This window comes from Haematobacter massiliensis, from assembly GCF_000740795.1.
Classification (GTDB): Bacteria; Pseudomonadota; Alphaproteobacteria; order Rhodobacterales; family Rhodobacteraceae; genus Haematobacter; species Haematobacter massiliensis.
This window is the reverse complement of record NZ_JGYG01000008.1, coordinates 27894-54850: the sequence shown is the minus strand read 5'-3', so window position 1 is coordinate 54850 and position 26957 is coordinate 27894. Positions and strand designations below refer to the sequence as shown.

General features: G+C 63.3%; 21 protein-coding genes. 12 read left to right on the top strand and 9 right to left on the bottom strand.

The window, feature by feature from the left end:
* Nucleotides 1-149: 149 nt before the first annotated feature.
* The 4 genes from CN97_RS12560 to CN97_RS12545 form a co-directional block, all read right to left on the bottom strand.
* Nucleotides 150-2675, bottom strand: coding sequence for a CRISPR-associated helicase/endonuclease Cas3 (locus tag CN97_RS12560; protein WP_035711991.1), 2526 nt, complete (start codon nucleotides 2673-2675; stop codon nucleotides 150-152).
* Nucleotides 2676-3083: 408 nt separating this feature from the next.
* On the bottom strand, nucleotides 3084-4157 hold the full coding sequence (locus tag CN97_RS12555; RefSeq protein WP_035711988.1) for a replication initiator protein A: 1074 nt from the start codon (nucleotides 4155-4157) through the stop codon (nucleotides 3084-3086).
* 82 nt (nucleotides 4158-4239) lie between these two features.
* Nucleotides 4240-5262 carry a ParB/RepB/Spo0J family partition protein gene (locus tag CN97_RS12550; RefSeq protein WP_035711986.1) on the bottom strand — a complete coding sequence of 341 codons (1023 nt, stop codon included), beginning with the start codon at nucleotides 5260-5262 and terminating at the stop codon, nucleotides 4240-4242.
* Between the two features lie 15 nt (nucleotides 5263-5277).
* Nucleotides 5278-6468 (bottom strand): AAA family ATPase, encoded by a 1191-nt coding sequence (locus CN97_RS12545; protein ID WP_211253699.1) that lies wholly within the window; start codon nucleotides 6466-6468, stop codon nucleotides 5278-5280.
* 33 nt (nucleotides 6469-6501) lie between these two features.
* Here CN97_RS12545 and CN97_RS12540 point away from each other — a divergent pair, with 33 nt between their 5' ends.
* Nucleotides 6502-6756, top strand: coding sequence for a hypothetical protein (locus CN97_RS12540; protein WP_035711983.1), 255 nt, complete (start codon nucleotides 6502-6504; stop codon nucleotides 6754-6756).
* Between the two features lie 527 nt (nucleotides 6757-7283).
* Here CN97_RS12540 and CN97_RS12535 read toward each other — a convergent pair.
* Nucleotides 7284-8060: a DeoR/GlpR family DNA-binding transcription regulator gene (locus tag CN97_RS12535; RefSeq protein ID WP_035711982.1), complete on the bottom strand. Its 777-nt coding sequence runs from the start codon at nucleotides 8058-8060 to the stop codon at nucleotides 7284-7286.
* 260 nt (nucleotides 8061-8320) lie between these two features.
* On the opposite strand from CN97_RS12535, the gene glpD reads away from it, so the two are divergent.
* The 9 genes from glpD (at nucleotide 8321) to CN97_RS12490 (ending at nucleotide 18721) form a co-directional block, all read left to right on the top strand.
* On the top strand, nucleotides 8321-9919 hold the full coding sequence (gene glpD, locus CN97_RS12530; protein ID WP_035711979.1) for a glycerol-3-phosphate dehydrogenase: 1599 nt from the start codon (nucleotides 8321-8323) through the stop codon (nucleotides 9917-9919).
* A gap of 36 nt (nucleotides 9920-9955) precedes the next feature.
* Nucleotides 9956-11047 carry an ABC transporter ATP-binding protein gene (locus CN97_RS12525; RefSeq protein ID WP_035711975.1) on the top strand — a complete coding sequence of 364 codons (1092 nt, stop codon included), beginning with the start codon at nucleotides 9956-9958 and terminating at the stop codon, nucleotides 11045-11047.
* Between the two features lies 1 nt (nucleotide 11048).
* Nucleotides 11049-12122, top strand: coding sequence for an ABC transporter ATP-binding protein (locus CN97_RS12520; protein WP_035711972.1), 1074 nt, complete (start codon nucleotides 11049-11051; stop codon nucleotides 12120-12122).
* Entirely contained in the window at nucleotides 12122-12997 is an 876-nt protein-coding gene (locus CN97_RS12515; protein ID WP_035711970.1) for a carbohydrate ABC transporter permease, read from the top strand. Before CN97_RS12520 ends, CN97_RS12515 begins: the two co-directional genes overlap by 1 nt.
* Nucleotides 12997-13800: a carbohydrate ABC transporter permease gene (locus CN97_RS12510; RefSeq protein ID WP_035711968.1), complete on the top strand. Its 804-nt coding sequence runs from the start codon at nucleotides 12997-12999 to the stop codon at nucleotides 13798-13800. The genes CN97_RS12515 and CN97_RS12510 overlap by 1 nt, the downstream gene beginning before the upstream one ends.
* 10 nt (nucleotides 13801-13810) lie before the next feature.
* Nucleotides 13811-14248, top strand: a complete 438-nt coding sequence (locus CN97_RS20280; protein ID WP_084684150.1) for a DUF2160 domain-containing protein — start codon at nucleotides 13811-13813, stop codon at nucleotides 14246-14248.
* Between the two features lie 66 nt (nucleotides 14249-14314).
* Nucleotides 14315-16036, top strand: a complete 1722-nt coding sequence (locus CN97_RS12500) for an ABC transporter substrate-binding protein (RefSeq protein ID WP_035711967.1) — start codon at nucleotides 14315-14317, stop codon at nucleotides 16034-16036.
* Nucleotides 16037-16109: 73 nt separating this feature from the next.
* The gene (gene glpK / locus CN97_RS12495; RefSeq protein WP_035711965.1) at nucleotides 16110-17597 is read left to right on the top strand and encodes a glycerol kinase GlpK; all 1488 of its coding nucleotides are present in this window, start codon (nucleotides 16110-16112) and stop codon (nucleotides 17595-17597) included.
* Nucleotides 17594-18721, top strand: coding sequence for an iron-containing alcohol dehydrogenase (locus tag CN97_RS12490; RefSeq protein WP_035712203.1), 1128 nt, complete (start codon nucleotides 17594-17596; stop codon nucleotides 18719-18721). Before glpK ends, CN97_RS12490 begins: the two co-directional genes overlap by 4 nt.
* 563 nt (nucleotides 18722-19284) lie before the next feature.
* On the opposite strand, the gene CN97_RS12485 is transcribed toward CN97_RS12490, so the two are convergent.
* Nucleotides 19285-20169 carry a LysR family transcriptional regulator gene (locus CN97_RS12485; protein WP_035711961.1) on the bottom strand — a complete coding sequence of 295 codons (885 nt, stop codon included), beginning with the start codon at nucleotides 20167-20169 and terminating at the stop codon, nucleotides 19285-19287.
* A 93-nt stretch (nucleotides 20170-20262) separates the two neighbouring features.
* Here CN97_RS12485 and CN97_RS12480 point away from each other — a divergent pair, with 93 nt between their 5' ends.
* A complete protein-coding gene (locus tag CN97_RS12480; protein WP_084684149.1) occupies nucleotides 20263-21564 on the top strand; it encodes an MFS transporter in 1302 nt (433 codons plus the stop codon).
* Between the two features lie 346 nt (nucleotides 21565-21910).
* Here CN97_RS12480 and CN97_RS12475 read toward each other — a convergent pair whose 3' ends face one another.
* The 3 genes from CN97_RS12475 to CN97_RS20685 all read right to left on the bottom strand — a co-directional run bounded on the left by CN97_RS12475 (nucleotide 21911) and on the right by CN97_RS20685 (nucleotide 24115).
* Nucleotides 21911-23482 carry an ABC transporter substrate-binding protein gene (locus CN97_RS12475; RefSeq protein ID WP_051911220.1) on the bottom strand — a complete coding sequence of 524 codons (1572 nt, stop codon included), beginning with the start codon at nucleotides 23480-23482 and terminating at the stop codon, nucleotides 21911-21913.
* Nucleotides 23483-23510: 28 nt separating this feature from the next.
* Complete coding sequence (locus tag CN97_RS12470) at nucleotides 23511-23699, bottom strand: hypothetical protein (RefSeq protein WP_035711958.1); 189 nt, start codon at nucleotides 23697-23699, stop codon at nucleotides 23511-23513.
* A gap of 266 nt (nucleotides 23700-23965) precedes the next feature.
* A complete protein-coding gene (locus CN97_RS20685) occupies nucleotides 23966-24115 on the bottom strand; it encodes a hypothetical protein (RefSeq protein WP_156969587.1) in 150 nt (49 codons plus the stop codon).
* A gap of 917 nt (nucleotides 24116-25032) precedes the next feature.
* On the opposite strand from CN97_RS20685, the gene CN97_RS12465 reads away from it, so the two are divergent.
* Entirely contained in the window at nucleotides 25033-26487 is a 1455-nt protein-coding gene (locus tag CN97_RS12465) for a basic amino acid/polyamine antiporter (RefSeq protein ID WP_035711955.1), read from the top strand.
* Nucleotides 26488-26957 lie beyond the last annotated feature (470 nt).

The following is a 26957-nucleotide window of genomic DNA, read 5'->3' as shown; positions in this document are numbered from 1 at the left end:
TAGTGGCAACTGCGGCGTCAACAATATTCTCATTAGTTCTCTGCCTTACATCCCCGCGTCAGCGGGGAACAGTTCTTGATCCGAAACAGGCAATAGCTTTCTGCCGGTTCATCCCCGCGTGGGCGGGGATGAACCCACTTCTACGCTCATCACTGGGCCACATCACCTGATTTATTCGCCTCCACGGATTGAAACATCAGACCCCGTGCCTCGCAGTAGCTCAGCCCTTCGCAAATCTCTCCGCCCTCCGTCACCGGACAGACAGTCACGCTCGCCCGGCGCCAGTCCGGCCATCCGGCGGTGAAGGCCACGGTCTCCGGCGCGGTCTGGTCGGGCAGCTCGACCTGCGCGAGACGACTGGCGGAGGCCTGCACCTCCGAGAGCTGAACACCGTCCAGCGACAGGCCCGCCCAGGGCACTAATGCACCACCATCCCGCTTTGCCAGCAGAAGGGTCCGCACCGGCTGACCCAGCCGCGTCGGAAACTCGCTGTCCTTCCAATCCCCCGCGCCTTGCCTAAAGTCACGCGTGAAATCCAGCCGGTTGCGGAGTGCCTGGGCGCGGGCGGCGTGATCCTTGCCCTCCGCCTGCATCTCCGCCTGCAGCAGAACCTCCGGAATGTCGGAGGCGTCCAGCCCATGCGCCGCCTCGATCAGCGCGCGCAGATCGCCGGGCGGCTCGATCCTGCCGGCACGGAACAGCACATCGGCCGTCCGCCATTGCAGCGCCAGCGGATAGACATGCGCCCCCGCGCCAAGGGTTCCATGCAGCCACCGGGCGTCCCGCGCCTCTGCCGGGTCCGGCGACAGCACATGGAGCACCGGCGCGGATACGGCGCGCGTTCCGGCAGGCCGACGGTCCATATGTCGCCAAAGACGCCCCATTCTTTGTATGAGCGCAGCCATTGGTGCCAAATCAGAAACGATAACATCAAAATCGACGTCTAGCGAACTCTCGACCACTTGGGTGGCCACAAGCACGCGCCCTGCCCTGCTCTCTCCATTCTTTCCAAACCGAGCCAGCGCAGCGGTCTCGTGCCGCTTTCGATCCACCAGCGCAAACCGCGCGTGAAGCAGGTCCGCCTCCACTCCCCGCTCTCGTAACGCCTGCACGGCCAGGATCGCTTCGTCCACGGCGTTACGAACCCAGACGCAAGCCGCCCCAAGCCCCGCCCGCGACACCAACAGATCGACGGCGGCATCGGCGGACTCCAGTCGTTCCACCCGCACGGTTCCCCGTTCGCCAGTGATAGCTGGCAAGGGCCATGCCTCGCCCCCCGCCACCGTCAGGGCAGGGTAGCTGCGGTCGGCAGGCGGTGCCGTGATCCGCCCCGCGCCCTCCTCAAAGGCCGCGACCAGTTTTGCGCGCAAGCCTAGCGGCAGTGTCGCCGTCAGCAGAATGGCTGAACCGCCTAGCGAGGCATGGACACGCAGCAGCGCCACCAGAAGTTCTCCCAGGTAAGGGTCTCCCATCTCGTGCACCTCATCGACGATGAGGATCTTGGACGACAGCCCGAAAAGGCGCAGGCAGGAGTGCCGCGTCGGCAGGACGGCTAGCAGGGCCTGATCGATGGTGCCGACCCCGACGTCAGCCAGCAGCGCACGGCGGCGGTCCTCCGCCAGCCAGTCGGAGCAGCTGGGCTCATCGGGGTTGTTCACCGACCGACCGACCAGATCGCGAAATGCCACCGACAGCCCCGCCCGTCCATGGGCCAGTGTAAGCGACGGATTGGTCCTAAACATGCGCGCGATACAATCCTTCGTGCGCAGGAACATTGCATCGGCCGTGGCCATCGTTGGCAAGGCGAAGAACAGGCCCTGCCCCTTGCCTGCCGCCATCATGCGTTGCGCGAGGATCAGCGCTGCCTCGGTCTTACCTGCGCCCGTTTCGTCTTCGATGAGCGCAAGCATCGGACCCTCGCGGAGCGGGATATTGCCGCAGGCCTCCTGCATGGGGCGTGGTTCAAAATCAAAAAGTTTTCGATCAGAGATCGCAGGCCAGAGGAACCCCGCCTGCGTAACGGCGTTGCGGGCGCGGGCGCGCGCGCCTGCCAGATAGTCAGCGGGTACGAGAACGGCGGGCTGTGCCGGAAACCAAGCCACATTGGATCCGATCCAGTCGGAGACGGCGATCAGTCCCGGCAGTATCCATGTCATGCGGATCACCTGCTCGCGCGTAAGATCCGCTAGCGAGGCATTGGGCCAGAGTGCCGCAAGTTCGCGGATCGCCCTGCCGCTATCGACGATGCTTTCCTGTCCGGTGAACTTCAGCATGCGGTTCAAGTCTTCAGGAGAGGCCGTCGGCGGGCGCCCATGATGCCCAGCAGAGGCGGCATAAAGGGAGAAGCGGCGGCTCTGCCGTTCGATTCCCAGTACGGTTTTCAGTTCGGCGTCGTGATGGCGCAACAAGGCTTCCGTCACCTTCCAGTGAGACCCGTTGATCTGCGGAAGATCCCGCAGCACGCAATCCCGGAACGCCGATCCGATCTTGCCAAGGTCGTGGAGTGCGGTGAGGAGTATCAGCGCTTGCCGCCGAGCAGAAGGCTGATCGGAGGACTGCAGAAAAATCTCCGCCACAGCCGCAACATCGATCATGTGATAGAGAGCTGGATGCGGCTGATCACCTGGATTCTGAGGGCTCTTGCCAGGCCAACTGCCGATGTAGTCGCTTTCCACTCACGGTCCTTTCCCTGATGGCGGGCTTGTCCTTGCTGGATTGAAAGCAGATGAAAAACATCGGCGCTTTTAGGAAGTTACTTGAAGTTTTAATAAGTTAAAGGCGGATTCTTACCCTTCAAGCAACTGTTTTTACGCAATTAAAATGAAATACGCGTTCCGGAAGTGTCGGTGTATTGTTCCCGATATTCCGTGTCATCCGTTCCTGATGGATCGTCTATCTGTTCCTGATGAAGCGAAGCCCGTTCCCGATGTGCCGAAACGCGCCGTTTCCGCGGACTGCCGCGCGGTTCATTGAATCATTTTTAACCCGCATGGGGGGAGATAGGTTCAAATCCGGCGCGGTCCGTTGCGTGTTGGGGTCCTCCGAGTCACCGAGGATTGGTCAACCCGACACTTCAGGAACGATTATCGCAGCAAATGGCGGTTCTTCGCGTGATAGCGGCGCACGAAGCCGATGAAGGCAGCCTCAGGATTGATCGGATTACGGATGGCTTCCTGCGAAATCCAGCCCTGAAACTCTCGGATGAGATGATTGAGGTCCCATCCTGGACACTCAGCGCGCAGGAGCCCGACAGTGGTTTCGGAAAGATCATAGACCGACTGCAAGGTCTTTCTTCCTTGCGGTGCTGCAGGGATGTGGTAGGGCGACGCTGTTCGGGACATGCGCAGGGCAGGCTCTCCCCGCGCGGCCTGTTCTACTTCCAGTCGATAACCAGGAAGTTCATTTCGCTCCGCGATGCGGAGCAGTTCGAACTTGAACCGTCGATATTGCCCCTCGGCACCGGATTTTTCGAAGAGCGTCGGAAAGGAGATGACAAAGCCCTCCTCCCCTGCCCCGCCGGCATGTTTCCGGGCGACGCGATAAAGCCAGCGCTCCCGTCCACCGGTGAGGTCGAAATAGGCGCGATCTATTGCCAAAACCCCGCCAGTCATCAACACCCCTTCGTAGAACCAGTTGGAAAGCTCTATGGTCATGCCCCGGCTGCGTCCGGTGCGCACATCGATGAGTTGTGTCCAGCCATCGAGCCACGAGAAGGTGGCCTCCCGGCGGTTCTCGGCGCGGATGTTGGTCTTTACGGTCGTGGAAACCAGCCTGTCCATCGCCTGCCCCATCAGTTCGTAGGCGCGGCCTGTAGTCGGGCGCCCGATAGACCGCAGAAGATCGTAGGGCATGAGGTTGAGCTTACGCGGCACTTCGTTGATGCCCCGTCGCGCCATATCTGCCAGAACACTGGCGCAGTAGATCAGGATGTCTGCATCCCAGATCGTCGCCATGCCATAATCTGGGTTAGCAGAGACGTGGACCCAGAGCTTGCCGTCAGGGCTACGATATTCGATGGGCTTCGTGCGCTTGGATTTCGCGAGACTGAAGAAGGGGCGTTCCATCATCTCGCGCTGATCGCGCAGGGGCAGATCGGCGACATAGGGCAGGAACAGGTCGAACTGCTCGGGGACGCGCTGCGTAGGAGGGTAGGTCATAGAAAATTTCCCCGGGGAAACTCTGCGGCGAGGTCTTTGGGAGAAAGTTTCCCCAGGGAAACTTTCCGGGAGCCGAAGCTATTCATTGCAGTCGAAAGCCGGATGTCTCGATCTGCGCAATTGCTTCCAGAACCGCCTGCAGCAGTTCGTCGCGGGTCGCGCCGGAGCCAGCATGAAGACGGATCGTTGCTCCCTGCCGGTTCACCGACTGTATGGAAACCGCCGGACGGCCAAGGGTCGAGCGGTAGACGAGGCTCTCTTCGGGGGTACGGGTGGTCTCCGGCTGCGCGCTTGAAAGAAGCCTACGGAGAACTTCAGCGGAAGGGACAGCTTCCTTGCCAGCTTTTCGGCGATCTTCTTGTTCGCGCGAAAGCCGCCGCGCCGCGGCGGTGATTGCAGCCGCCGCGGCGCGGTCACCCAGCGCCTGCGCGAGGCTGTATGCCGGCTTCAATTGCACGTCGTTGATTGAGCCGAAGGCGGCGAGAACGCTGTCGGAGATGGTCGCCACCCGGAGCATCTTGGAAAGCCACCCTTCGGAAACCCGAAGCCGCTCTGCCATCCGCTTCTGCTTTCCGTCGTAGTGGGTGCCAAGCGCGGCTGCGTAGTTGCGCGCCCGCTCGACGTCGGAAATGTCGCGCCGCGCCCGGTTTTCGATATCCGCAAGACGGAAGGCTGCCTCGTCGTCCAGCATGGCGACCTGAGCCAGAAACTGCATCTCGGGATACGAATGCGCGCGCAACCAGCTGATTGACCAGTGGCGGCGGGTTCCGGCGATCACCTCGTAGTCGAAGCGGGGATCGTCAGTCACCCGGCGCACCACCGCAGGTACCTTCTGGCCACCTTCGGCGATGAGCGAATCAATCAACTCACCACAGTTCTCCTCGTTGAGAAGATCATAATGCCGCGCGTTGCCGGGCCAGACGCGCACCCGCGCCGGGTCAAGGAGCAGCTGTGTCACCTGCTTTACCTCACCTGACTGGACCCGCGCCAAGGCGGATTCGCGGCTAAGCAGCGTGTTCGGGCGAACGCGTTCCTGCATTGGGGCAGGGGGCTCATCCGCCCCGCCCAGCAGGTCGGCAAGGTAGTCGCTCTGTTTGCGGGCCATCCGTATCTCCCCTGGTTATCCTACGACGTACAGCACGTCGGCGGCATCAGCGGGGGTCACTCGCCCCCATCCTTGCCGCACGAGCTGCTCCACCTGGGCCATGGTTTCGTCCAGGTTGGCGCGACACCGTTTATGCGTCTTGGACGTGCCGATGGGCTTGTCCAACTCGTACACCGTCATCATACGCATCGCCGCATGGCTGATCTCGGCAGATTCGAGGATCGGCACTGGCAGAAGGGCAGGGCCGAAAGTCTGCTCCATGATCGCCCGGATCATCGCATGGGAAGGATCATTGCTATCGAATTTGGAGCAGATCAGGCGAACGAAACTGTAATCGACAGAGACGCCGGCGGCATCCAGCTGCTGCAGAACCTGATCCATCATCGACAGGAACTGTACGGTAGAGCAGAAGTCGGGCGTCGTCGCTGCCAGCGGCACCAGCAGCGCGTTTGCCGCTTGCATCACCGCTAGCGAGATGGTTCCAAGCGCCGGCGGCGGGTCCAGAATGACGATGTCATAATTTTGCGAAAGCTCAGCAAGACCTTGTTTTAGCTTCCGAAATCTCATAGCCAAAACAGAGCGTCCGTCGGATCCTGCGGCCGCCAACTCATATTCCACATCGAAGAGTTCGAGGTTGGAGGGAATAAGATCCACGTTCGGCCAGGGCGTCCGCTTGACCGCGTAGTTCAGCGTCGCCTCTGTCGGGTCGATGGAAAGATACGGGTAAAGCGTCTCGTTACGCTCAATGTTGAAGTGCGGGTTGAAGCCGAAGAGCGTCGTCGTCGTCGCCTGGCTGTCGCAATCGACGACCAGCACACGATAACCCTGAACCGCGAAGTAGTGGGCCAGATGGGTTGTGACAGTCGACTTGCCGACGCCGCCCTTGAAGTTCTGCACGGCGATGATCGCGGGGACGTCTTCGGCGCTGCGCCGCGGGCTGGCTCCCAGCACGTCTCGCATGTTGAGGATTTGTTCGATGCTGTAACCGGGCCGACGTCCATTTTCGGACGGCGGGGGAGGGGGCAAGCGCCCGTCCTCCTCCGCCATGCGAATGCGGTTCGTGGAACAGCCCAGCAGATGTGCGGTCTCGGCAATGCCGATGCGAACGTTCAGCCCCTTGCGGCTGTCGGGAAGAAAGGCTTTCTGGCGGAGCCGCTCAATCATGCGCTCACCGGAAGTAGCCAGATCTCCGATCTGGTTGATCATTGCATCCATCGGAAGTCCCGCTCGGAATTATGAATGTTTATTGCCGATAAGGTCTCACAAGTCATTCATTTCTGCAATATGCATGCTTCGTGGCGCTCATTTGCCGCGCGCGCCGCGGAAGGCAGCGATATCGTTGTGATGGCAATGTTTTACCCTGCGAAGCGCATCCGTGTGGTTGAGATACTCCGTGTTCTCCGGCGTATCCCCAAGGGATCTAAGACATTCTTTGCCGAGGATAGGTTTCCATGGCTCCTGAGAAAGATTACGGCGCGCCATTTCGGGCCTTGATGATCCTAGAAAGCGGTTCGGAAACAGATTTCCATGCCCGCGCCTCATCATGGCGGTGCCGGGCGTCTGCAAGCGGAGGAGCGATTTCCTATCATGAATATCCCATAACAAATTGATTATAGGATATTATTTTTGGAACCATATACGGGCCGCGCCATTTGCTGGCGAATAGGCCTTGTGCAATGATCCCGCCGTCGACTTCCTGCGAACTATAGGCGAGGGGCGATAGCCGGCATCACCCCCAAGCGTCCTGCCAGGCGCGGGCCAAGTGTCGCAAATGAAGTTCGAAGCGGTGCCTTAGGCATCGTCCTCCGTCTTTCTGATGAAACATTGGTCAAGCGCGTGGCACACGGGCGAGCCATATAGATAGTCAGGTTCTGACCCCTGATACTGAGGGTGCCGATCTGTGCGATGAAAGATTTTCACCTTGCCCCTCGGGTGCGTTGTGGCTCCCATAGTCATGAAATCCTGAAGGCTGGCTCAGGCGGCGTTCTGTGTGCGGCACAGGATCGGTGCGGATAGGCGGATCAGGCAGCGGGTGGCGGGTCGCATGTCTGCACTTCGGTGCCCCATGCCTCGCAGCGCCGGGCGAGGGCTTCGGGAAGGGGGCGGTCGGTGAACATGCCGTTGATCTCCGACAGGCTCGCGATGCGCGCAGGTGCCGAGCGGTCGAGCTTCGAATGGTCGACCACCAGATACGTCTGCCGAGCCTGCCGCAGGATTGCACGGCTGACACGCACCTCCGCCAGGTCGAAATCCAGCAGATCGCCGTCGCCATCCAGCGCCGAGGTGCCTATGATCGCGTAGTCTACCTTGAATTGTTCGAAGAACTGGGTCGTCACCTCGCCGATCAAGCCGCCGTCGGAACGGCGGAGCGTTCCCCCCGCGACGATGATCTCGCAGCTTGAGTTCGACAGCAGGGTATTCGCGACGTTCATGTTGTTGGTCACGACGGTGATGTTGGAGTGGTGCAGGAGCGCGGCCGCCACCGCTTCGGTCGTGGTGCCGAGGTTGAGGATCAGACTGGAATTGTCGGGAATGGCCGCCGCGCAGGCGCGCCCGATCGCGGCTTTTGCTTCCGCGTTCATGCGGCGGCGCGCCTCGTAGCCAAGGTTGACCATGCCGCTGCGCGGGACCGCGCCACCATGCACCCTGTCGAGCAGACCCGCCTCCGCCAGCTCCGAAAGATCGCGGCGGATCGTCTGCAGCGTCACCTCGAAGCGTCTGGCCAAGTCATCGACCAGGACACGCCCCTCGCTGCGGGCAAGATCGAGTATCTCGTTCTGGCGGATGCTGATGGGCATCTTCCCCCCGGGTTTCGTAGATGTTCGTTTTCGCGCGCCCTCTCCATCTATCACCCTTGGAGGGATTGGGCCACGGTCCTGGGGTATCACGTGCAGTTGGGCCGCATGGATGCGCGAAAGGTCAGAATAGCACCCGTATCGATGTTCGATTCCGTCATAATGATGAATAAACGAAAATAAATCTTGACCGATATTACGGTCCTGTTACCACTCTACCGATACGGCACGGGTGTATCCGTCTCGTTGTGGGGGGAAGACGCTTGGCGGATCGGGCTTCGGCGAACATTTCCGACCTTTTCATCGTTGGCGGGGGCGTCAACGGTTGCGGGATCGCGCGTGATGCGGCGGGGCGCGGCCTCTCCGTCACGCTGGCCGAGAAGGGCGATCTGGCGCAGGCGACATCCTCCGCCTCGACAAAGCTGTTCCACGGCGGGTTGCGGTATCTCGAATATTTCGAGTTTCATCTGGTGCGGGAATCCTTGCAGGAACGGGAGACGCTGCTCGTCGCCATGCCGCATATCAGCTGGCCGATGCGCTTCGTGCTGCCCTATTCGCCCGACATGCGGTTCGAGAACGATACCCCAACGTCACGCCTGCTGGGCATCGTGATGCCATGGATGAAGGGGCGTCGTCCCGCCTGGCTGATCCGGCTCGGCCTTTTCATGTACGATACGCTGGGCGGGCGCAGGATACTGCCCGGCACCTCCCGGCTGGACCTGACCCGCGATCCGGTGGGCAGGCCGCTGAAGCCCGGCTTCAGGCTGGCCTATGAATATTCCGACTGCTGGGTGCAGGATGCGCGACTGGTCGTCCTGAATGCCCGCGATGCGGCGGCGCGCGGCGCGCGGATCATGACCCGGACACGGGTCGTCTCGGCCGAGCGCAAGGGCGAGCTGTGGGAGATCATCACCGAAGGGGGAGCGGGCAGGCAGATCCACCGGGCGCGCATCCTTGTCAACGCCGGCGGTCCCTGGGTGGAGGATATCATCCGCAACGTGGCGCGCATCCCTTCGACGGAAGGTGTGCGGCTGGTGCGGGGCAGCCATATCGTGGTTCCGAAGCTCTACGATCACGACCGGTGCTATTTCTTTCAGGGTCCGGACGGGCGGATCATCTTCGCCATCCCCTTCGAGCAGGACTTCACCCTGATCGGGACCACGGATCAGGATCACAAGGGCCCGCCGGAGGAGGCGAGATGCAGCGATGGGGAGCGGGATTATCTCTGCGCCTTCGCGAGCCGCTACTTCGCCCGGCCCATTGTCGCACAGGATGTCGTCTGGAGTTATTCCGGCGTGCGGCCGCTCTACAATGACGGGGCGAAGTCGGCCACGGCGGCGACACGGGATTTCGTGCTGAGCCTGGACCAGCGCGGCGCGCCGCTGCTCAATGTCTTCGGGGGCAAGATCACCACCTACCGGCGACTGGCGCAGGATGCGATGCACAAGCTCGCCCCGCATCTTCCCGGACTGAAGCCCGACTGGACCGCGCGGGTGCCGCTGCCGGGCGGTGATTTCCCGGTCGATGGCGTGGACGCGCTGATCGGAAAGCTCTGTGCCGCCTATCCGTTCCTGAGCCGGCCCCATGCGGTGCGGCTGGTGCGGACCTATGGCACGGAGGCCTTCTCCGTTCTGGGGGATGCCCGTTCCATGGCTGATCTCGGTCGCGATTTCGGCGGCACGCTCACGGAGGCGGAGGTCGGCTGGCTCACGGAGCGGGAATATGCCGTCACCGCCGAGGATATCCTGTGGCGGCGCACGAAGCTCGGCCTGCACATGAGCGGTGCCGAACGGGAGGCGCTCGGCCTCTATTTGCGCGATGTTGGCGGTAGCACGACCATGAAGGAGCTGTCCCGGGGCTGAAGGAGGCAGGGCCAAGCGGATCGCAGGGGGAGACAGATGACACTCGAATTGCAGGGCGTGTCGCGGACGGTGGGGGGCAAGGTGCATATCGCGCCCACCAGCCTGACATTGCGCAACGGAACGATGAACGTGCTGCTTGGCCCGACGCTGTCCGGCAAGACCAGCCTGATGCGATTGATGGCCGGGCTGGATCGCCCCGATACGGGCCGGATCCTGTGGGAGGGCCGGGATGTCACCGGCCAGCGCGTGCAGGACCGCGGCGTCGCCATGGTCTATCAGCAGTTCATCAACTACCCCGGCCTTACGGTTTATGAGAACATCGCATCTCCCCTGCGCATCCTACGCAAGCCGCAGGCCGAGATCGACGCCCGGGTGCGGGAGACGGCCGAGATGCTGCGCCTGACCCCGATGCTGGGCCGCAAGCCGCTCGAACTGTCCGGCGGCCAGCAGCAGCGGTGCGCCCTTGCCCGTGCGCTGGTGAAGAATGCCGGGCTCGTGCTGCTCGATGAGCCGCTGGCCAACTTGGACTACAAGCTGCGGGAGGAGCTGCGCATCGAGATCCCGCGCATCTTCGAAGCTTCGGGCGCCATCTTCGTCTATGCCACGACGGAGCCGGAGGAGGCACTGCTGCTCGGCGGCAATACCGCGACGCTCTGGGAAGGCCGGGTGACGCAGTTCGGCCCGACGCCGGAGGTGTTCCGCCATCCGGTCGACGCCACCACGGCACGGGTGTTCAGCGATCCGCCGATGAACTTCCTGTCGGTGGTGAAGCAGGGGCGGGAGCTCGTGCTCGGCACGGGCGCAAAGGCGCCGGCCAGCGGTGCTGCCGCCGGATTGCCGGACGGGCGCTATCTGGCCGGGTTCAGGGCAAACCATCTGCATCTGCGTGCGCCTTCCGCCGATGCGATCGCTTTCCCGGTGATCGTCTCCGTGACGGAGCTGACCGGGTCGGAAACCTTCCTGCATGTCAGCCATGACGGGGCGGATCGCTGGGTCGCGCTTGTCGAGGGTGTGCACGACATGCCGGCGGGCGTGGCGCTGACTCTCTGGCTCGATCCGCGGCATGTCTATCTTTTCGCGGAGGACGGGCGTCTCGCCACGCCGGCCCCTTATGCGGAGGCCGCGTGACATGGCGCGCATCACCCTGCGTAACCTCGCCCACAGCTATCTGCCCCATCCTGTCAGCGACGCGGATTACGCGCTCAAGCAGATGGACCACGTCTGGGAGGATGGCGGCGCCTATGCCCTGCTCGGATCTTCGGGTTGCGGCAAGACGACGCTTCTGAACATCATCTCGGGGCTGCTCAGGCCCAGCCATGGGCATGTGCTCTTCGGAGACCGGGACGTCACCGATGCGAGCACGGCGGAGCGCAATATCGCGCAGGTGTTCCAGTTCCCGGTCGTTTACGACACGATGACCGTGCGGGACAACCTGGCCTTTCCGCTGCGCAACCGCCGCATGGACCCGGCCTACGTCAAGGCGCGCGTCGAGCAGATCGCCCGCGTCATCGGGATGGAGGCCACGCTGAACCGCAAGGCACAGGGGCTGACCGCCGATGCCAAGCAGAAGATCAGCCTCGGCCGCGGCATGGTGCGGGAGGATGTCAACGCCATCCTGTTCGACGAGCCGCTGACCGTCATCGACCCGCATATGAAGTGGGAGCTTCGCACCCAGTTGAAAAGCCTGCACCGCGAGTTCGGGCATACCATGATCTATGTCACCCATGACCAGACGGAGGCCCTGACCTTCGCAGACAAGGTTGTCGTCATGTATGACGGCCGCGTCGTGCAGATCGGCACGCCGCAGGAATTGTTCGAGACGCCAGCGCATACTTTCGTGGGCTATTTCATCGGCTCGCCGGGGATGAACTTCCTGCCCGCGCATGTCGCCGGGCGGAAGGCGACGCTCGGCGACGGCTCCACCGTGGAGCTGGGTGCGAGTTATGCGCCGGTCTCCGGCAAGATCGGCATCCGGCCCGAGCATGTCACGCTGACGGCGGGGGAGGGGCTGCCTGTCACCATCCGCCGGGTAGAGGACGTGGGCCGCCACCGGCTCGTCCGTGCCGAGCTGCTGGGGCAGCCGATCAGCATCGTGGCGCCGGAGGGCCTGCCGCTCGCAGGCCTTTCGCGTGTCACCTTCGATCCCCGGCGGATCAATACCTATGCCGATGACTGGCGCGTGGCGCCGGAAAAGGGGGCGTGATGGACAAGACCGTCAACAACAGAGCGTGGTTTCTCGTCCTGCCGGTTCTGGTGATCGTGGCGTTTTCGGCGGTGATCCCGCTGATGACGGTGGTGAACTACTCGGTGAACGATACGTTCGGGAACAACCAGTTCTTCTGGGCGGGCCTCGAATGGTTTCAGGAGATGGTGCACTCCCGCCGCCTGCACGAGGCACTTGGCCGTCAGGCGCTGTTCTCCGCCATCATCCTCGCGATCGAGGTGCCGTTGGGGATATTCGTGGCGCTCAACATGCCGAAGAAGGGCTTCTGGGCCTCCTTCTGTCTCGTGGTGATGTCGCTGCCGCTGCTCATTCCGTTCAACGTGGTGGGAACGATTTGGCAGATCTTCGGCAGGGTCGATATCGGCCTTCTCGGGCGGACGCTGAAGGCGCTCGGCATCGACTACAACTATACCGGCGATGTGATCGACGCGTGGATCACCGTGGTCGTGATGGATGTCTGGCACTGGACCTCGCTGGTGGCGCTTCTGTGCTATGCCGGGCTCCAGTCGATCCCGCAGGCGTATTATCAGGCCGCCAAGATTGACCAGGCCAGCCGCTGGGCCGTGTTCCGCTATATCGAGCTGCCCAAGATGCGGGGCGTGCTTCTCATCGCGGTGCTGTTGCGCTTCATGGACAGCTTCATGATCTACACGGAACCCTTCGTGGTGACGGGGGGCGGGCCGGGCAATTCCACCACCTTCCTGTCGATCGACCTGGTGAAGATGGCTATCGGGCAGTTCGACCTCGGCCCCGCCGCCGCCTTCTCCATCATGTATTTCCTTGTTATCCTGCTGGTCAGCTGGGTGTTCTACACGGTGATGACCAATCTGGACAAAGCGGAGGCGCAACAGTGATGCGGCTCAAATCCTCGACCGTCGTGATGACGCTGTACCTGCTGTTCCTGATGGTGCCGATCTACTGGCTCGTGAACATGAGCTTCAAGACGAATGCCGAGATCACCGGCTCCTTCACGCTCTTTCCGCATGGCTTCACCTTGCGCAACTACGCGGTGATCCTGACGGATCCGAGCTGGTACATGGGCTATGTCAACTCGATCATCTACGTGGTGCTGAACACGGTGATCTCGATCGCGGTGGCGCTTCCGGCGGCCTATGCGTTCAGCCGCTACAGCTTCATGGGCGACAAGCACCTGTTCTTCTGGCTGCTGACCAACCGCATGTCGCCGCCGGCCGTCTTTGCGCTGCCGTTCTTTCAGCTCTACTCCTCCATCGGACTTTTCGACACGCATATCGCGGTGGCGCTGGCGCATTGCCTGTTCAACGTGCCGCTGGCGGTCTGGATCCTGGAGGGCTTCATGCGAGGCGTGCCCAAGGAGATCGACGAGACTGCCTATATCGACGGCTACAGCTTCCCGCATTTCTTCGTGAAGATATTCATGCCGCTGATCGCCTCCGGCATCGGGGTGGCCGCCTTCTTCTGCTTCATGTTCAGCTGGGTGGAGCTGCTGCTGTCGCGCACCCTGACCAGCGTCAACGCCAAGCCGATCGCCGCCACCATGACGCGGACGGTATCGGCCTCGGGGATGGACTGGGGCGTGCTCGCGGCGGCAGGGGTGCTGACCATCCTGCCCGGCGCGCTCGTGATCTGGTTCGTCCGCAACTATATCGCCAAGGGCTTTGCCCTGGGCCGCGTCTGAGGGATGCGCCATGAGTGAGATCGCAACCTCCTTTCGTCCCGTCCGCGTTCACCGGGTGAACTGGCCCGCCATCTATGCCGCCGCCGCCGTCGTGCTGGGCGCGATCCTGGGCTTTCTGGTCTGGGCCGTGCCGGTCAAGGACGGCATGCGAGACTGGACCGGCCAGATGATTCCCGGCGGCTGGATGGCCTGGACCTTTCCCGTCGCGCTCTTCTTCTGGTGCATCGGGGCGCTGCTGGTCCTGTTCACGATCCTCGCCATCCGCTTCCCGGAAACCCCGCGCAAGGGGATCCTCGGGATCGAGACGACGCGGGGAGACCGCCTTTTCATCACTCTGCTCGGCTCTGCCTTCATCTGTCTGGCGAGCCTGTTCTTTGGTCTGCCGCTCTTGTGGTGGGGGATCGGTTTCTGCCTTGTCTGGGCGCTGGCGGTGTTTCGCCTCGTCTAGCCGAACGGCCCTCGCCGGGAGGGGAAGTGACCCGGTGGACTGCATGCAATCTCGGGGGAGGAAATCATGAGATTGAAGCACAGGACGACCGCGATGGCGCTGGCTCTCATTGCTGTCGGGATGCCCGCTTGGGCGGATATGGACGCGGCCAGGAAATTCCTTGATGCCGAGATCGGAAACCTGTCCTCGCTCTCGCGCGCGGATCAGGAAAAGGAGATGCAGTGGTTCATCGACGCCGCCAAGCCGCTCGCGGGCATGGATATCAAGGTGGTGTCGGAGACGATCACCACGCATGAATACGAATCCAAGGTGCTGGCCCCGGCCTTCACCGCGATCACCGGCATCAAGGTTACCCACGACCTGATCGGCGAAGGCGATGTGGTCGAGAAGCTGCAGACTCAGATGCAGACGGGAGAGAACATCTACGACGGCTATGTCAACGACAGCGATCTCATCGGCACGCACTGGCGCTACCAGCAGGCTCGCGACCTGACCAAGTGGATGGCGGAGGAGGGCAAGGCTTTCACCTCGCCCACGCTCGATCTCGCGGATTTCATGGGGCTTCAGTTCACCACCGCCCCGGATGGAGAGCTTTACCAGCTTCCCGACCAGCAGTTCGCGAACCTCTACTGGTTCCGCTACGACTGGTTCAGCGATCAGAAGACCAAGGACGATTTCAAGGCGAAATACGGCTATGACCTTGGCGTTCCGGTCAACTGGTCGGCCTATGAGGATATCGCCGAGTTCTTCACCGGACGCGACATGTCCTATATCAATGGCGGTCCCGCGAAGGCCTGGGGCAACATGGACTACGGCAAGAAGGATCCCTCGCTCGGCTGGCGCTACACCGATGCGTGGTTCTCCATGGCGGGCGGTGGCGACAAGGGCGAGCCGAACGGCCTGCCGGTCGATGAATGGGGGATCAGGGTCGACGAGAACTCCCGCCCCGTCGGCTCCTGCGTCGCGCGCGGCGGCGCCACGAATGACGCGGCCGCCGTCTATGCCGTGACCAAGGCGATCGACTGGCTGAAGGCCTATACCCCGCCCGAGGCGATGGGCATGACCTTTGGTGAGGCCGGACCGGTGCCGGCGCGGGGCGACATCGCCCAGCAGATGTTCTGGTACACCACCTTCACCGCCGACATGGTGAAACCCGGAACGCCGGTGATGAATGACGACGGGACGCCGAAATGGCGCATGGCTCCCAGCCCGCATGGCGCGTACTGGACCGAAGGCACCAAGATCGGCTATCAGGACGTCGGCTCATGGACGCTGCTGAAATCCACCCCGCTGGACCGTGCGCAGGCCGCCTGGCTCTACGCCCAGTTCGTCACCTCGAAGACGGTTGATGTGAAGAAATCCCACGTCGGCCTGACCTTCATCCGCAAATCGACCGTCGAGGACAAATCCTTCACCGAGCGGGCGCCGAAGCTCGGGGGCCTGGTGGAGTTCTATCGTTCGCCCGCGCGCACCCAGTGGTCGCCGACCGGCACCAACGTGCCCGATTATCCCAAGCTGGCACAGCTCTGGTGGCAGAACATCGGCGATGCGATGTCAGGCGCCAAGTCTCCGCAGGAGGCGCTGGATTCGCTCTGCGCGGAACAGGAACGCGTGATGTCGCGGATCGAGCGGTCGGGCGTGCAGGGTGATCTCGGTCCGAAGCTGAATGAGGAGGAGGATCCGCAGAAATGGCTGGATGCGCCCGGCGCGCCCGTCGCGAAGCTCGCGAACGAAAAGCCCGCACCGGAAACCATCTCCTATGATGCCCTGATCAAATCCTGGCAGTAATCTGTCTCGGAGGGCCGTGCAGCGCGATGCTGTCCGGCCCTTCGTCTTTCGGGGGCCACGAACGGAACGCGCCATGCACTATATCCTGGCCATTGATCAGGGCACGACATCCACCCGCGCCATCCTGTTCGACAGGAGCCTGCGCCCCGTCGCCTCCGGGCAGGAGGAATTTCCCCAGCATTATCCGCAACCCGGATGGGTAGAGCATGATCCGGCGGATCTCTGGGCCACGGTTGCGGGCACCGCACGGGAGGCGATGGAACGGGCGGGCGCGACCTCCGATCAGATCGCGGCGATCGGCATCACCAATCAGCGTGAAACCACGCTCCTGTGGGACCGTGCGACCGGCCAGCCGCTGCACCGCGCCATTGTCTGGCAGGACCGGCGGACGGCGGACCTCTGCGCAGACCTGAAGGCTGCCGGGCATGAGCCGATGATCCGGGAACGGACGGGCCTGCTGCTCGACCCCTATTTCTCCGGGACGAAGCTGAAATGGCTTCTGGACAACCTCCCCGGCGCGCGGAGCCGGGCGGAGCAGGGGGAGCTGGCCTTCGGCACGGTGGACAGCTGGCTGATCTGGAACATGACGGGCGGTAAGGTGCACGCGACCGACGCGACCAATGCCGCGCGCACCTTGCTGTTCAATATTGCGACGAATGCGTGGGATGCCGATATCTGCGCGCTCCTCGACATACCGATGGCGCTTCTGCCCGAAGTGCGGGATTGCGCTGCCGAATTCGGCGTCACGCGACCGGACCTGTTCGGAGGGGTTTCCATCCCTATTCTGGGTGTTGCGGGCGATCAGCAGGCCGCGACGCTGGGGCAGGCCTGCTTTCAGCCGGGCATGATAAAATCCACCTATGGCACGGGCTGTTTCGCGCTGCTGAACACCGGAAAGGACCGTGTTCCGTCGAAACATCGCCTTCTTACCACCATCGCCTATCGCCTGAACGGGCAGACGACCTATGCGCTGGAAGGCTCCATCTTCATTGCGGGGGCGGTGGTCCAATGGTTGCGTGACGGGCTGAAGCTGATCCGCGAGGCCTCGGAGACGCAGCCCCTGGCGGAGGCGGCGGATGCCGCGCAGCAGGTCGTCGTCGTGCCGGCCTTCACCGGGCTGGGAGCGCCGCATTGGTATCCCGAATGCCGCGGGGCGGTCTTCGGCCTGACGCGTAACTCGGGCCCCGCTGAACTGGCCCGCGCGGCGCTGGAAAGTGTCGGCTACCAGACGCGCGACCTGCTGGAGGCCATGCGCGCTGACTGGCAGGCGGAGGCGCAGGGCGTCCTCAGGGTCGATGGCGGGATGGCGGCGAGCGACTGGACGATGCAGTTCCTGGCCGACATTCTGGGCGCGCAGGTGGATCGGCCGGTTGTGACAGAGACGACCGCTCTCGGCGCGGCCTATCTCGCCGGGCTGCAGGCCGGCATCTGTCCCCCGCCCGAGGATTTCGCCCGGGAATGGTCGCTTCAGCGCCGCTTCGACCCCGAGATGGCGGAGGACCGCCGGACAATCATCTACAGCCGGTGGAAGCGGGCTGTCGCGGCGACGATGTCGGCATGACGGCATTCACCTTCAGCCTCCCGGGGCGGGTGATCTTCGGGCGCGGAAGCGCTGCTGCCACAGCCGGTTTGATCCGGCCCTTCGGACCGCGCGGCCTCGTCGTGCATGGCCGGACGCCGGATCGTGCGGCGCCGCTGCTGGCGGAAATCGCGGACGATGTTCTGGCCATCTCATGCCCCACGGAGCCGACGCTGCCGCTGCTGGAGGGCGCCCTTGCCCTTGCCCGGAACGCGGCGCCGGACTGGATTGTGGCCATCGGGGGCGGGTCGGTCATCGACATGGGCAAGGCGCTCGCCGCGCTGATCCCGGCCTCCGGCTCGCCGATGGATCATCTGGAGGTGGTCGGGCGTGGCCTGCCGCTTACGATGCCGCCGCTTCCGGTCGTCGCCTTGCCCACCACGGCGGGCACCGGGGCGGAGGCCACACGCAACGCGGTGATCTGCCTGCCGGAGCACGGTCGCAAGGTATCGCTCCGGGATGACCGGATGCTGCCGCGCATCGCCATCGTGGATCCGGCACTGACTGATCACTGCCCGCGCGGGGTGACGCTGGCCTCCGGCATGGATGCGCTCACCCAGGTGATCGAGCCCTTCGTGTCCTGCAAGGCGACGCCCTTCACCGACAGCCTGACCGAGCCGCAGATCGGCAGGGGTCTCTGGGCGCTCCGCCGGTTGATGCTGGCTGAAGATCCGCTGGCCCGCGACGCGATGGCCTATGTCAGCCTGACCGGCGGTATCGCGCTGGCCAATGCGGGGCTTGGCGCGGTGCACGGGCTGGCGGGAGTGATCGGCGGGCTGTATCCCGCGGCACATGGCGCGATCTGCGGCACGCTCCTCGGCCCGGTGCTGGCGATGAACGCGCGGCGTTCCTCGGGCGAGGCGGGCCAGCGGATCGCCCAGGTCTGCCGGGTCATCGCCGATGAACTGGGCAGCACGGAAGCGGAGGCGCCCTTCGCCCTTTCCCGATGGGCCCACGGGGCGGGTCTGCCGGATCTTGCGGGGCAGGGCGTTCCCGCCTCCGCGCATGATCGCATCGCCGAGGCATCGCTGGAAAGCTCATCCATGCGCGGCAATCCGGTGGCCCTGTCCATGGCGGACCTGCGGGATATCCTGTCTCAGGGGTGACCTGTGGCGGGATTGTGGCCTGGGGGGATGCCGCCTGTAGCTCGCGACATAGGGTGGTGGAAAGCTAGCCCGGAGGCCAGCCGGGCCCTTGGCGTCTCCGCACCGCGAAAGCCTGAACAGCGCCGGTGCCTCTCCGATCAACGCGAGTTCGCACCATTGAGGTCTTTCGTACCCTCTCCGAGACCCCTTTCCAAGGACAGCCAAGATCGACCCTCCCTCCGCGCCGTGGGTCATCCTACTGCGGCGCGTGGCGATGGCTGCGCAGTTCTTCTCGCATGTCTGGATGAAAATTCTCGTTTTCAAACCTGCCGCTTATGCTTTTGGTCCAACATCGTGGAACAATGTTCCGTGAAAACCCTCCGGGGTTTGATTTGGCCATTCAGGGCATCTCCTGTCAGAAACGGTCTTCCCTGCCAGGTCTTGCCATAGAGCTGGAGAGTTGCCGCCTTGGGCAACATGGCTTTGCTTGGCGCTCGTCGCCAGAAGGCCCTCGGACGGAACCGGTGGCATGGCTATAGGCCCGGGAAAACCATCTCCCGTCCCGGGGCAGGGTCGAGCCCTCTTTAACGCCCGAACCGTCTGGCTTTGTCCACAAAGGCGGTGATGGTTGCGGACATGCCGCTTCGCCGCGCCGCGACGGAGATCGCCACGCGGGTTTCGGGATCGCTCAAGGGGCGGAAGACCACGCCCTCGACCGCGAACTGCCGCATCGATTCCGGCAGCAGCGAAAAGCCAAGCCCGGCGGAAACCAGCGACAGGATGGAGGCCACCTGCGGAGCCGTCTGGCCGGGGCGCGGCTCGAAACCGGCGGCGCGGCAGGCGGCGATGGCGGCGTCATGCAGGCTGGCACCAAATTCGCGCGGGGTGAGGATCAGCGGAAGGTCCGCCAGATCCCTCAGCGCGATCCGTGGCGTTCCGGGATCGGAGGCAACGGGCAGGGCGGCGAGCAAGGCTTCATCCGCAAGTGGCCAGGAGCGGAGTTCGGGGGGATCGCCCATGCTGGAGCGCAGGATGGCCACGTCGAGCCGCCCCTCCAGCAGATCGTCCCGCAGACGAAGGGAGTTCGCCTCCGTCAGATGGAGGGTGAGTCCCGGCCGCTCTGCCCGGAAATCCCGGATCAGCCGTGGCACGACCGGGTTCAGCGCCGCTGTGCCGGTAATGCCGAGACGCAGCTCGCCGATTTCCCCCCGCGCGGCGCGACGTGCAGCCTCCGCCGCCGCGCTCGCCGCGCCCGGCAGATCCGCCACCCGATCCCGGAAGACCGCCCCCGCGGGCGTGAGTTCCGCACCATGCGGGATACGATGGAAAAGCCGTACTCCGACCTCCCGCTCCAGATCGCGGATCTGCTGGCTGAGGGGCGGCTGCCCGATGCCAAGGCGCTGTGCCGCGCGGGTGAAGTTCCCTTCCTCTGCCACGGCGAGGAAATAGCGGATGTGACGCAGTTCCATTGGTATCTGTTTTACATATGGAAATCGACTTTTCCATATATTGGAAGATTGGCGCCGGAATGTCTATTCCTCAGGGTGAAAGGACACTCCCCCATGGCTATCGTTCTTGCTCCCCGCTTGCCCACCACATCCGCCCCTTCCGCTGCGGCTCCACCTGCCGCGGCCCCGCCGGCCCGGGCCGGGACGCCTGCCTTTGTCCGTATCCGGCTGGCCATGTTTCTGGCCGGTTTCTCGACATTCGCGCTGATCTATTGCGTGCAGCCGCTGCTTCCCGCCTTTGCGCAGGAATTCGGGCTATCGCCCGCCAGCAGTTCACTGGCGCTGTCGCTGACGACCGGGTTCCTTGCGCTCTCGATCATGGTGATGGCCGTGCTCGCGCGCCGGTTCAGCCGGAAGCAGGTGATGGTAGCGGGGATGTTCGGGGCTGCGGCGCTCAACCTCGCCGTGGCGCTCCTGCCGGCCTGGCATGGCATCCTTGCCGCCCGCGCGCTGGAAGGGCTGGTTCTGGGCGGGGTTCCCGCGGTTGCAATGGCTTATCTTGCCGAGGAGATCGCGCCCGAGGATCTGGGGCGGGCCATGGGTCTGTACATCGGCGGCACGGCCTTCGGCGCGATGGTCGGGCGGATCGGCATGGGCATCCTCACCGAATTCGGGTCCTGGCGTATGGCGATGGAGGTTCTCGGCGTCTTCTGCCTTGCCGCGTCCATCGGCTTCGCCCTGCTGCTGCCGCCCTCGCGCCAGACCGCCGGAAGCGGTCATGACGGGAATGTGGGCTTTGCCTTTCACCTGAAGGCATGGGGCGCCCATCTGGCCAATCCGGCGCTGCAACGGCTCTATCTTCTGGGCTTCTGCCTCACGAGTGTGTTCAGCACGGTGTTCAACTATGCCACATTCCGGCTGGTGGGCGCTCCCTATGGCCTCAGCCCCAGCATGGTGAGCCTGATCTTTCTGACATTCGGCTTTGGCATCGTCTCCTCCTCCGTCGCTGGTTCGCTGTCGGACCGGTTGGGGCGGCGGCCGATGCTGGTAACTGCCTTTGGCGTCATCCTGACCGGGGTGCTGGTCACGCTGGGCCAGCCGATAGTGCTGATCTGTGTCGGAATCGCGTTGATCGCCACCGGCTTCTTCATCGGCCACTCCGTTGCCAGCAGCGCAGTCGGCGCAGCGGCAAAGGGCAACAAGGGGCATGCGACGGCGCTCTATCTCATGTTCTACTATGCCGGGGCGAGCCTGACCGGCTGGGCGGGGGGATGGTTCTGGCAGCACGGCGGGTGGCCGGGGCTGGCCGGGCTGACGGCGGGCGTTTGCCTGTTGGGTCTGGTTGTTGCCGCCTTCGGTCCACGCGTCTCTCCGGTGGAGGCCGCGGCACGTGTCGTGCCGGATGCGCGGGACTGACAGTCTACAGAAAGATTCTGCATTCTCATGACAACGGCGGAATCGGGTATCCGTACCGGAATGATCCGGATCGACTAGAAGTCCGACCGGAATCCATAAGGTTGCGATGGATTTCCACTCCGGCGCAGGTCTGAAAACCTTTTCAGAAAACTGCTGATTGGGTCCGCACTGCCGCGGAACCGTCATGCGGGAGGCGGGGCACCGGTTTCAGGCCACCGGTATCGCCACCTCCCCCATGCCACCGCTCGCATGTCGGCGCCCGCCGACCTATTTCTTCGCCGACCTGCAACGCCGCCTCTGACGACCTTCGGCGCCTACTGGCATCGGCGATGCCTCTTGCTAGCGGTCAGCTACCGACCACGGCGGTAGTGAACTTGGGCTTGCCAAGAAGGTTGGGCCCGAAATCGCTCACCGACCGGTTTACCGCATCCATCTGATAGCGGAAGGCGATGGGCACGTTCAGCGCAAAGTCCATGGCCAGCACCTGCGCCTTGGACAGCGCCTTGGCGCGGGCCGCCTGATCGTCGGTGGCGCGGCTTTCGGCGATCGCCTCCATGAAGCCTTCGGGCGGCTTCAGTCGGCTCGGGTTGTAGTAGGACGTCTCGCCATAGAGGATAGTATAGATATTGGTCGGATCGGGCCTGCCCGTCCAGACGGAGAAATAGGCCTCCCCCTGCCGCTCGCCCCACCACCGGCTGTCGGTCTCCGGGATGGGCGCATTGGCGAAGCGCCCGCGGATGCCGACCTTGCTCAGCTGGTTCAGGATGACCTCCTGACGCTGGACATAGGCCTGATCGGGGAAGCCGCGGAAGTCGAGCGTGAACCCGTCCGCGTAACCGGCCTCGGCCAGCAGCGCCTTTGCCTTGTCGAGGTCAAAGGTGGTACGGCCCTCCGCCTCCGTGGCATAGGCCCAGTGGGATTTGGGCAGCATCATGCTGGCCGCCTCTCCCTGACCGGCCATCGCAGCGCGGATGAAGTTCTCCCGGTCGATGGCATGGTTGAGCGCCTGCCGCACCCGCACATCCGCAAGCGGCCCCTTGGAGGCGTTGAGGAACAGGGTATAGCACCAGATTGTCGGTCGGGCGCGGACCTCCAGCGTGGGAGAGCGCTTGACGATCGGTTGCAGAAGCTCGGTGATCTGGCAGGCGATATGTGTCTGGCCGCTCTGCAGGGAGCGGAGGCGGGTGGCGGCATCGGGCATGATGAGGATCTCGATCTCCTGCATGCCCGGCCTGTCGTCCCGCCAGTAGCCGGGATGCCTTTCGGCCAGGAAGCGCTCGCCATCCGTCCAGCTGACGAGCTTCCATGGGCCAGACCCCACCGGCGCGCGATCGATCCTGCCGCCTTCGCTCGCCCGGAGCGCGGTGGGCGAAAGCACCATCCCCACCCGATCGGACAGGATGAGGGGCAGGGCGCTATCGGATTCCTTGAGGTGCAGCGTGACCTGCAACGGGCCGGTCACCTCAACGCTCTCCACCGTAGCCAGATCCGCCCGGATGTTGGAGATCGGCTCGCTCCGCACCCGGTCGAGGTTGAACTTCACCGCCTCCGCATCGAGGGGTGTCCCGTCGTGGAAGGTGACGCCCTCCTCCAGATCCAGCACAAGCGTTTTCGGATCGGTAAAGGCATGGCTCCGTGCAAGGCCGGGGCGCACCGTCAGCGTATCGGGATCCCATTCCGTCAGCGTATCGTAAAGGCAGTAGAGATACATATGGTCGGAGCCGGAACTGCCGGTCGCCGGATCAAGGCTGGAGGGGTTGGCATGGAGCGCCACCTTCAGCCGCTCCGTCGTTGCGGCGAGCACCCGCCCCGGCAGCCCCGACATCGCCAGCGCGCCGGCTCCCGCCGTCCCCAAGATGAAAAGCCGTCGCCTCCAGTCCGGCTGCGTCGCGGATGTTCTGCCGATCTCTGTTGTCATGTCCGGTCCCTCCCCCGATGGGCACAGGTCACGATGACGGATGAAGGTCATCCACCGACCAGCGGTTCTGTGCCCGGTTGCCTCCGTCCTCCGTTCCGTGCAGGCGGCAGAAGTCGCCAACCATCAGGAACTGGTCCTGAAGGGCGGCGGTCTTGGTTGCCGTAAGCGGAACAGGTGACAGCCACTCCTCCAAATGGCCACAGACAGCATCGGCCATGGAATGGAGGTTTGTCAACTGTCGACAAAATGGGTGATCTTCAGCCCGCGCACGGACCCTGCCGTTCTGCCAACAGGCTGTCCAAAGACATCTCACGGCGTCATTTTCTCGCGGTTCTCCGCTTGTAATCGATGTGATCACAGCTGAGCGGACGAAGCGCCGGCGAAGCGGCTGAGTAGAATAACCTCGTCCTGCCATCTCCTATGGCCTTCGCTACGGCTCGTTATTGTGATCACAGATGCATTGTCCACCGCCATTCGCGCATGTCATCGCCGCAGCCGCAAAGTCATAGCGGTGATGCCGTTCGGGCCGGCGATCTCGCCCTTGCCGAGCGTGACGCTCACATGGTCGATGGCGTGGAACTCTCCGAAGACGACCTTCAGAGCGTGGCCCTTGAGGATGGGTTGACTGGCCATTTCGCTTCTCCAACACTTGCGGCCGGGGGTGGCTGCTGGCGTCCTTTACCGGCGTTTCCGCGCATAGACCCCTGTTCCCGCGCGGCTCAATCAGGATTGCCGCGATCGAGATCGGCCGAAGACGGCGGGCCATTGGCATATTCCCTCGGAGGGATCAGGAAGAGAGCGCCGATGATCGGCCCGCTGAAGGTGCCGAGCGAAGAGATGCATCCGGATCGAAGAAGTAGGTGAACGGCGCAAACACTGTGCCGCAGGCCGCTGTCAGCGCCACAGAGATCATCGAGGCGATGAACTTCCCCGGAAGGTGTCGAGGTGCGCTCCCTCGGCCGCGGTCTCATTCTCTCGAACGGCGCGCAGACGGGAGCCGATGGCGCCGGTCGCCACCTTGGGAAGACGAGGCGGAGCTTCAGCAGCAGCGCAAGGATGATCCAGTAGAAGAGGGAAACCGACCGGAGGCAAGGTCCAGCGGCTGGCGGTCAGCGAAAGGCACGGCCGGCCCGAGTGGCCCACCCGCGAGGAGAAGACCGGGTATTGGTACGTGCATGACCTCCGCGAAGGAGGCCCCTTTCGCACGAGACGCATCTGGAGGTCGACCGCTACGCCATCGCGATAACCCGGCTTTGCGAGGAAAAGCGCGAGGTCATCACCTTCTGGAGTCGCCAAGTAATAATCACAGCTAACATCCCACGCCTTGCCTGAGATCAGCCGGGGAAGGGTGCGCGCCTCCTTCACCACATCACTGGGAATGCCCGACACAATCGCGATTCGGAATGCGACGAGCGAAGCCCTTCCACCCGGGAGCGAACCGGCGTCTTCGGGGCTGCCAGGACCTTGTGTCTGAGAAAGACGGAAGAAAAATCTTTCTTTGTCACAGATAGTTGAGAACCTTGGGCCGAGCGGGCGAGGCGGAGAAAGCTATGACCGATGCCAGTTCCAACACGACATCATCCGGTTCAGGAAAGTTAGCCCTTCCGGTTCTTACGGCCATGGTCGTGGGCTCGATGATCGGATCGGGAATTTTCTCCCTGCCGCGCACCTTCGGTATCGCGACCGGCCCTTTTGGTGCGATTCTTGCCTGGACGATAGCCGGTGGCGGCATGTTCACCCTAGCCCGGGTCTTTCAGTTCCTGGCGCAGCGCAAGCCGGATCTGGATGCCGGAGTTTATGCCTATGCCAAGGAAGGCTTCGGCGATTACCCGGGTTATTTGTCGGCATTCGGTTACTGGATGGGATCCTGCATCGGCAACGTGTCCTATTGGGTGCTGATCAAATCCACGCTGGGCGCGTTCTTTCCGGTGTTCGGCGATGGCAATACCATCGCTGCGATCCTGGTTGCCTCGATCGGGATCTGGACGTTTCACTTCGTGATCCTGCGCGGCGTGCAGCAGGCGGCGTTCATCAACACTGTCGTTACCATCGCCAAGATCGTACCGATTCTGACCTTCATCCTGATCATGGCGCTGATCTTCAGCTTCGACATGTTCAGCGAGAACTTCTGGGGCGGCGAGAACATGGCGCAGGCCACGTTGTTTCAGCAGGTGCGGGCGACCATGCTGGTCACGGTCTTTGTCTTCCTGGGGATCGAGGGCGCCAGTGTCTATTCGCGGTACGCCCGGCGGCGTGAAGATGTGGGCCGCGCCACCATCTTCGGCTTTGGTGCAGTGATTTGCCTGCTTGTCCTGGTTACCCTGCTCCCCTATGGCGCAATGCCTCGGGCGGAGATCGCCGGAATGCGTCAGCCCTCGATGGCGGCGGTTCTGGAAGCGGTAGTCGGTCCCTGGGGCACGATCTTCATCAGCGTCGGGCTGCTGGTTTCCGTGCTGGGCGCCTATCTGGCCTGGTTTCTGATCTGTGCGGAGGTGCTTTCCATTGCCGCCAAGACCGACGACATGCCACGCATCTTCGCACGCGAGAATGCCAACAAGGTGCCCGCCAATGCTCTTTGGGCGACCAATATCGTCGTGCAACTGTTCATCGTCAGCACCTACTGGTCGCAAGACGCTTTCACGCTCATGCTGAACCTGACCAGCGTCATGTCGCTGATCCCGTTTTTTCTGGTCGCCGCCTATGCCGTTCTGCTGGTGCGTAGCGGGGAAAGCTATGCCGGGGAGCCTCAGGAACGTCGGCGCGACATGATCTTTGCTAGCATTGCGCTGGTCTATACGGCATTCCTCCTGTTTGCGGCGGGTCTGGAATACATGGTGTTGTCGGCGGTGCTTTATGGTCCTGGCACGGCCCTCTATTTCTGGACGCGAAGTGAACAGGGCAAGCCGCTGTTCAGCAGGCCGGTGGATTGGCTGATCTTTTTGCTGGCGGTGATTGGCTGCATCTACGGCATCTGGGCCTTGGCCAGCGGCGCTATCATATTGTGAGCAGGCAACGCTTTGCGACTTCATTCCGAAGCAGTTGGCTGGGCAAGCGCTGCGCGGGCGGCAGGCGAGTTAGCAGTTGATGCCCGGCAATAGCGACGGGCCTTGTCCGACGACGGGCTGTGGCAAAGCGGACCATTCCGACTTCATCTCCAGACGTGTAAGCCCGAACAAATGGCCGCACCCGCTAGTGAAGCGCGGGGCTCGGGGCGCCTTTGTAGGGGCTACATCAGCGCTCCCTCGCGCCTGTGCCGCGATCGTCGCCAATACGCGGGCCCGGCCCCAGCGCTCGCATCGGCGGTAGAGCGTCCCGGCGGTGCAAGAGGGTGATCCATTCGACCTTCCGCGCTGGATCGAGGATGACCTCACGGGGGCTGGGGAGCAGCCGGATGCAGCGGTTTTGAGCGCGTGCCGGTCGGGCGTGAGTTGGGAAAACATCTCGCGGACCAGATATTTGAACGTGGGCCACCCAC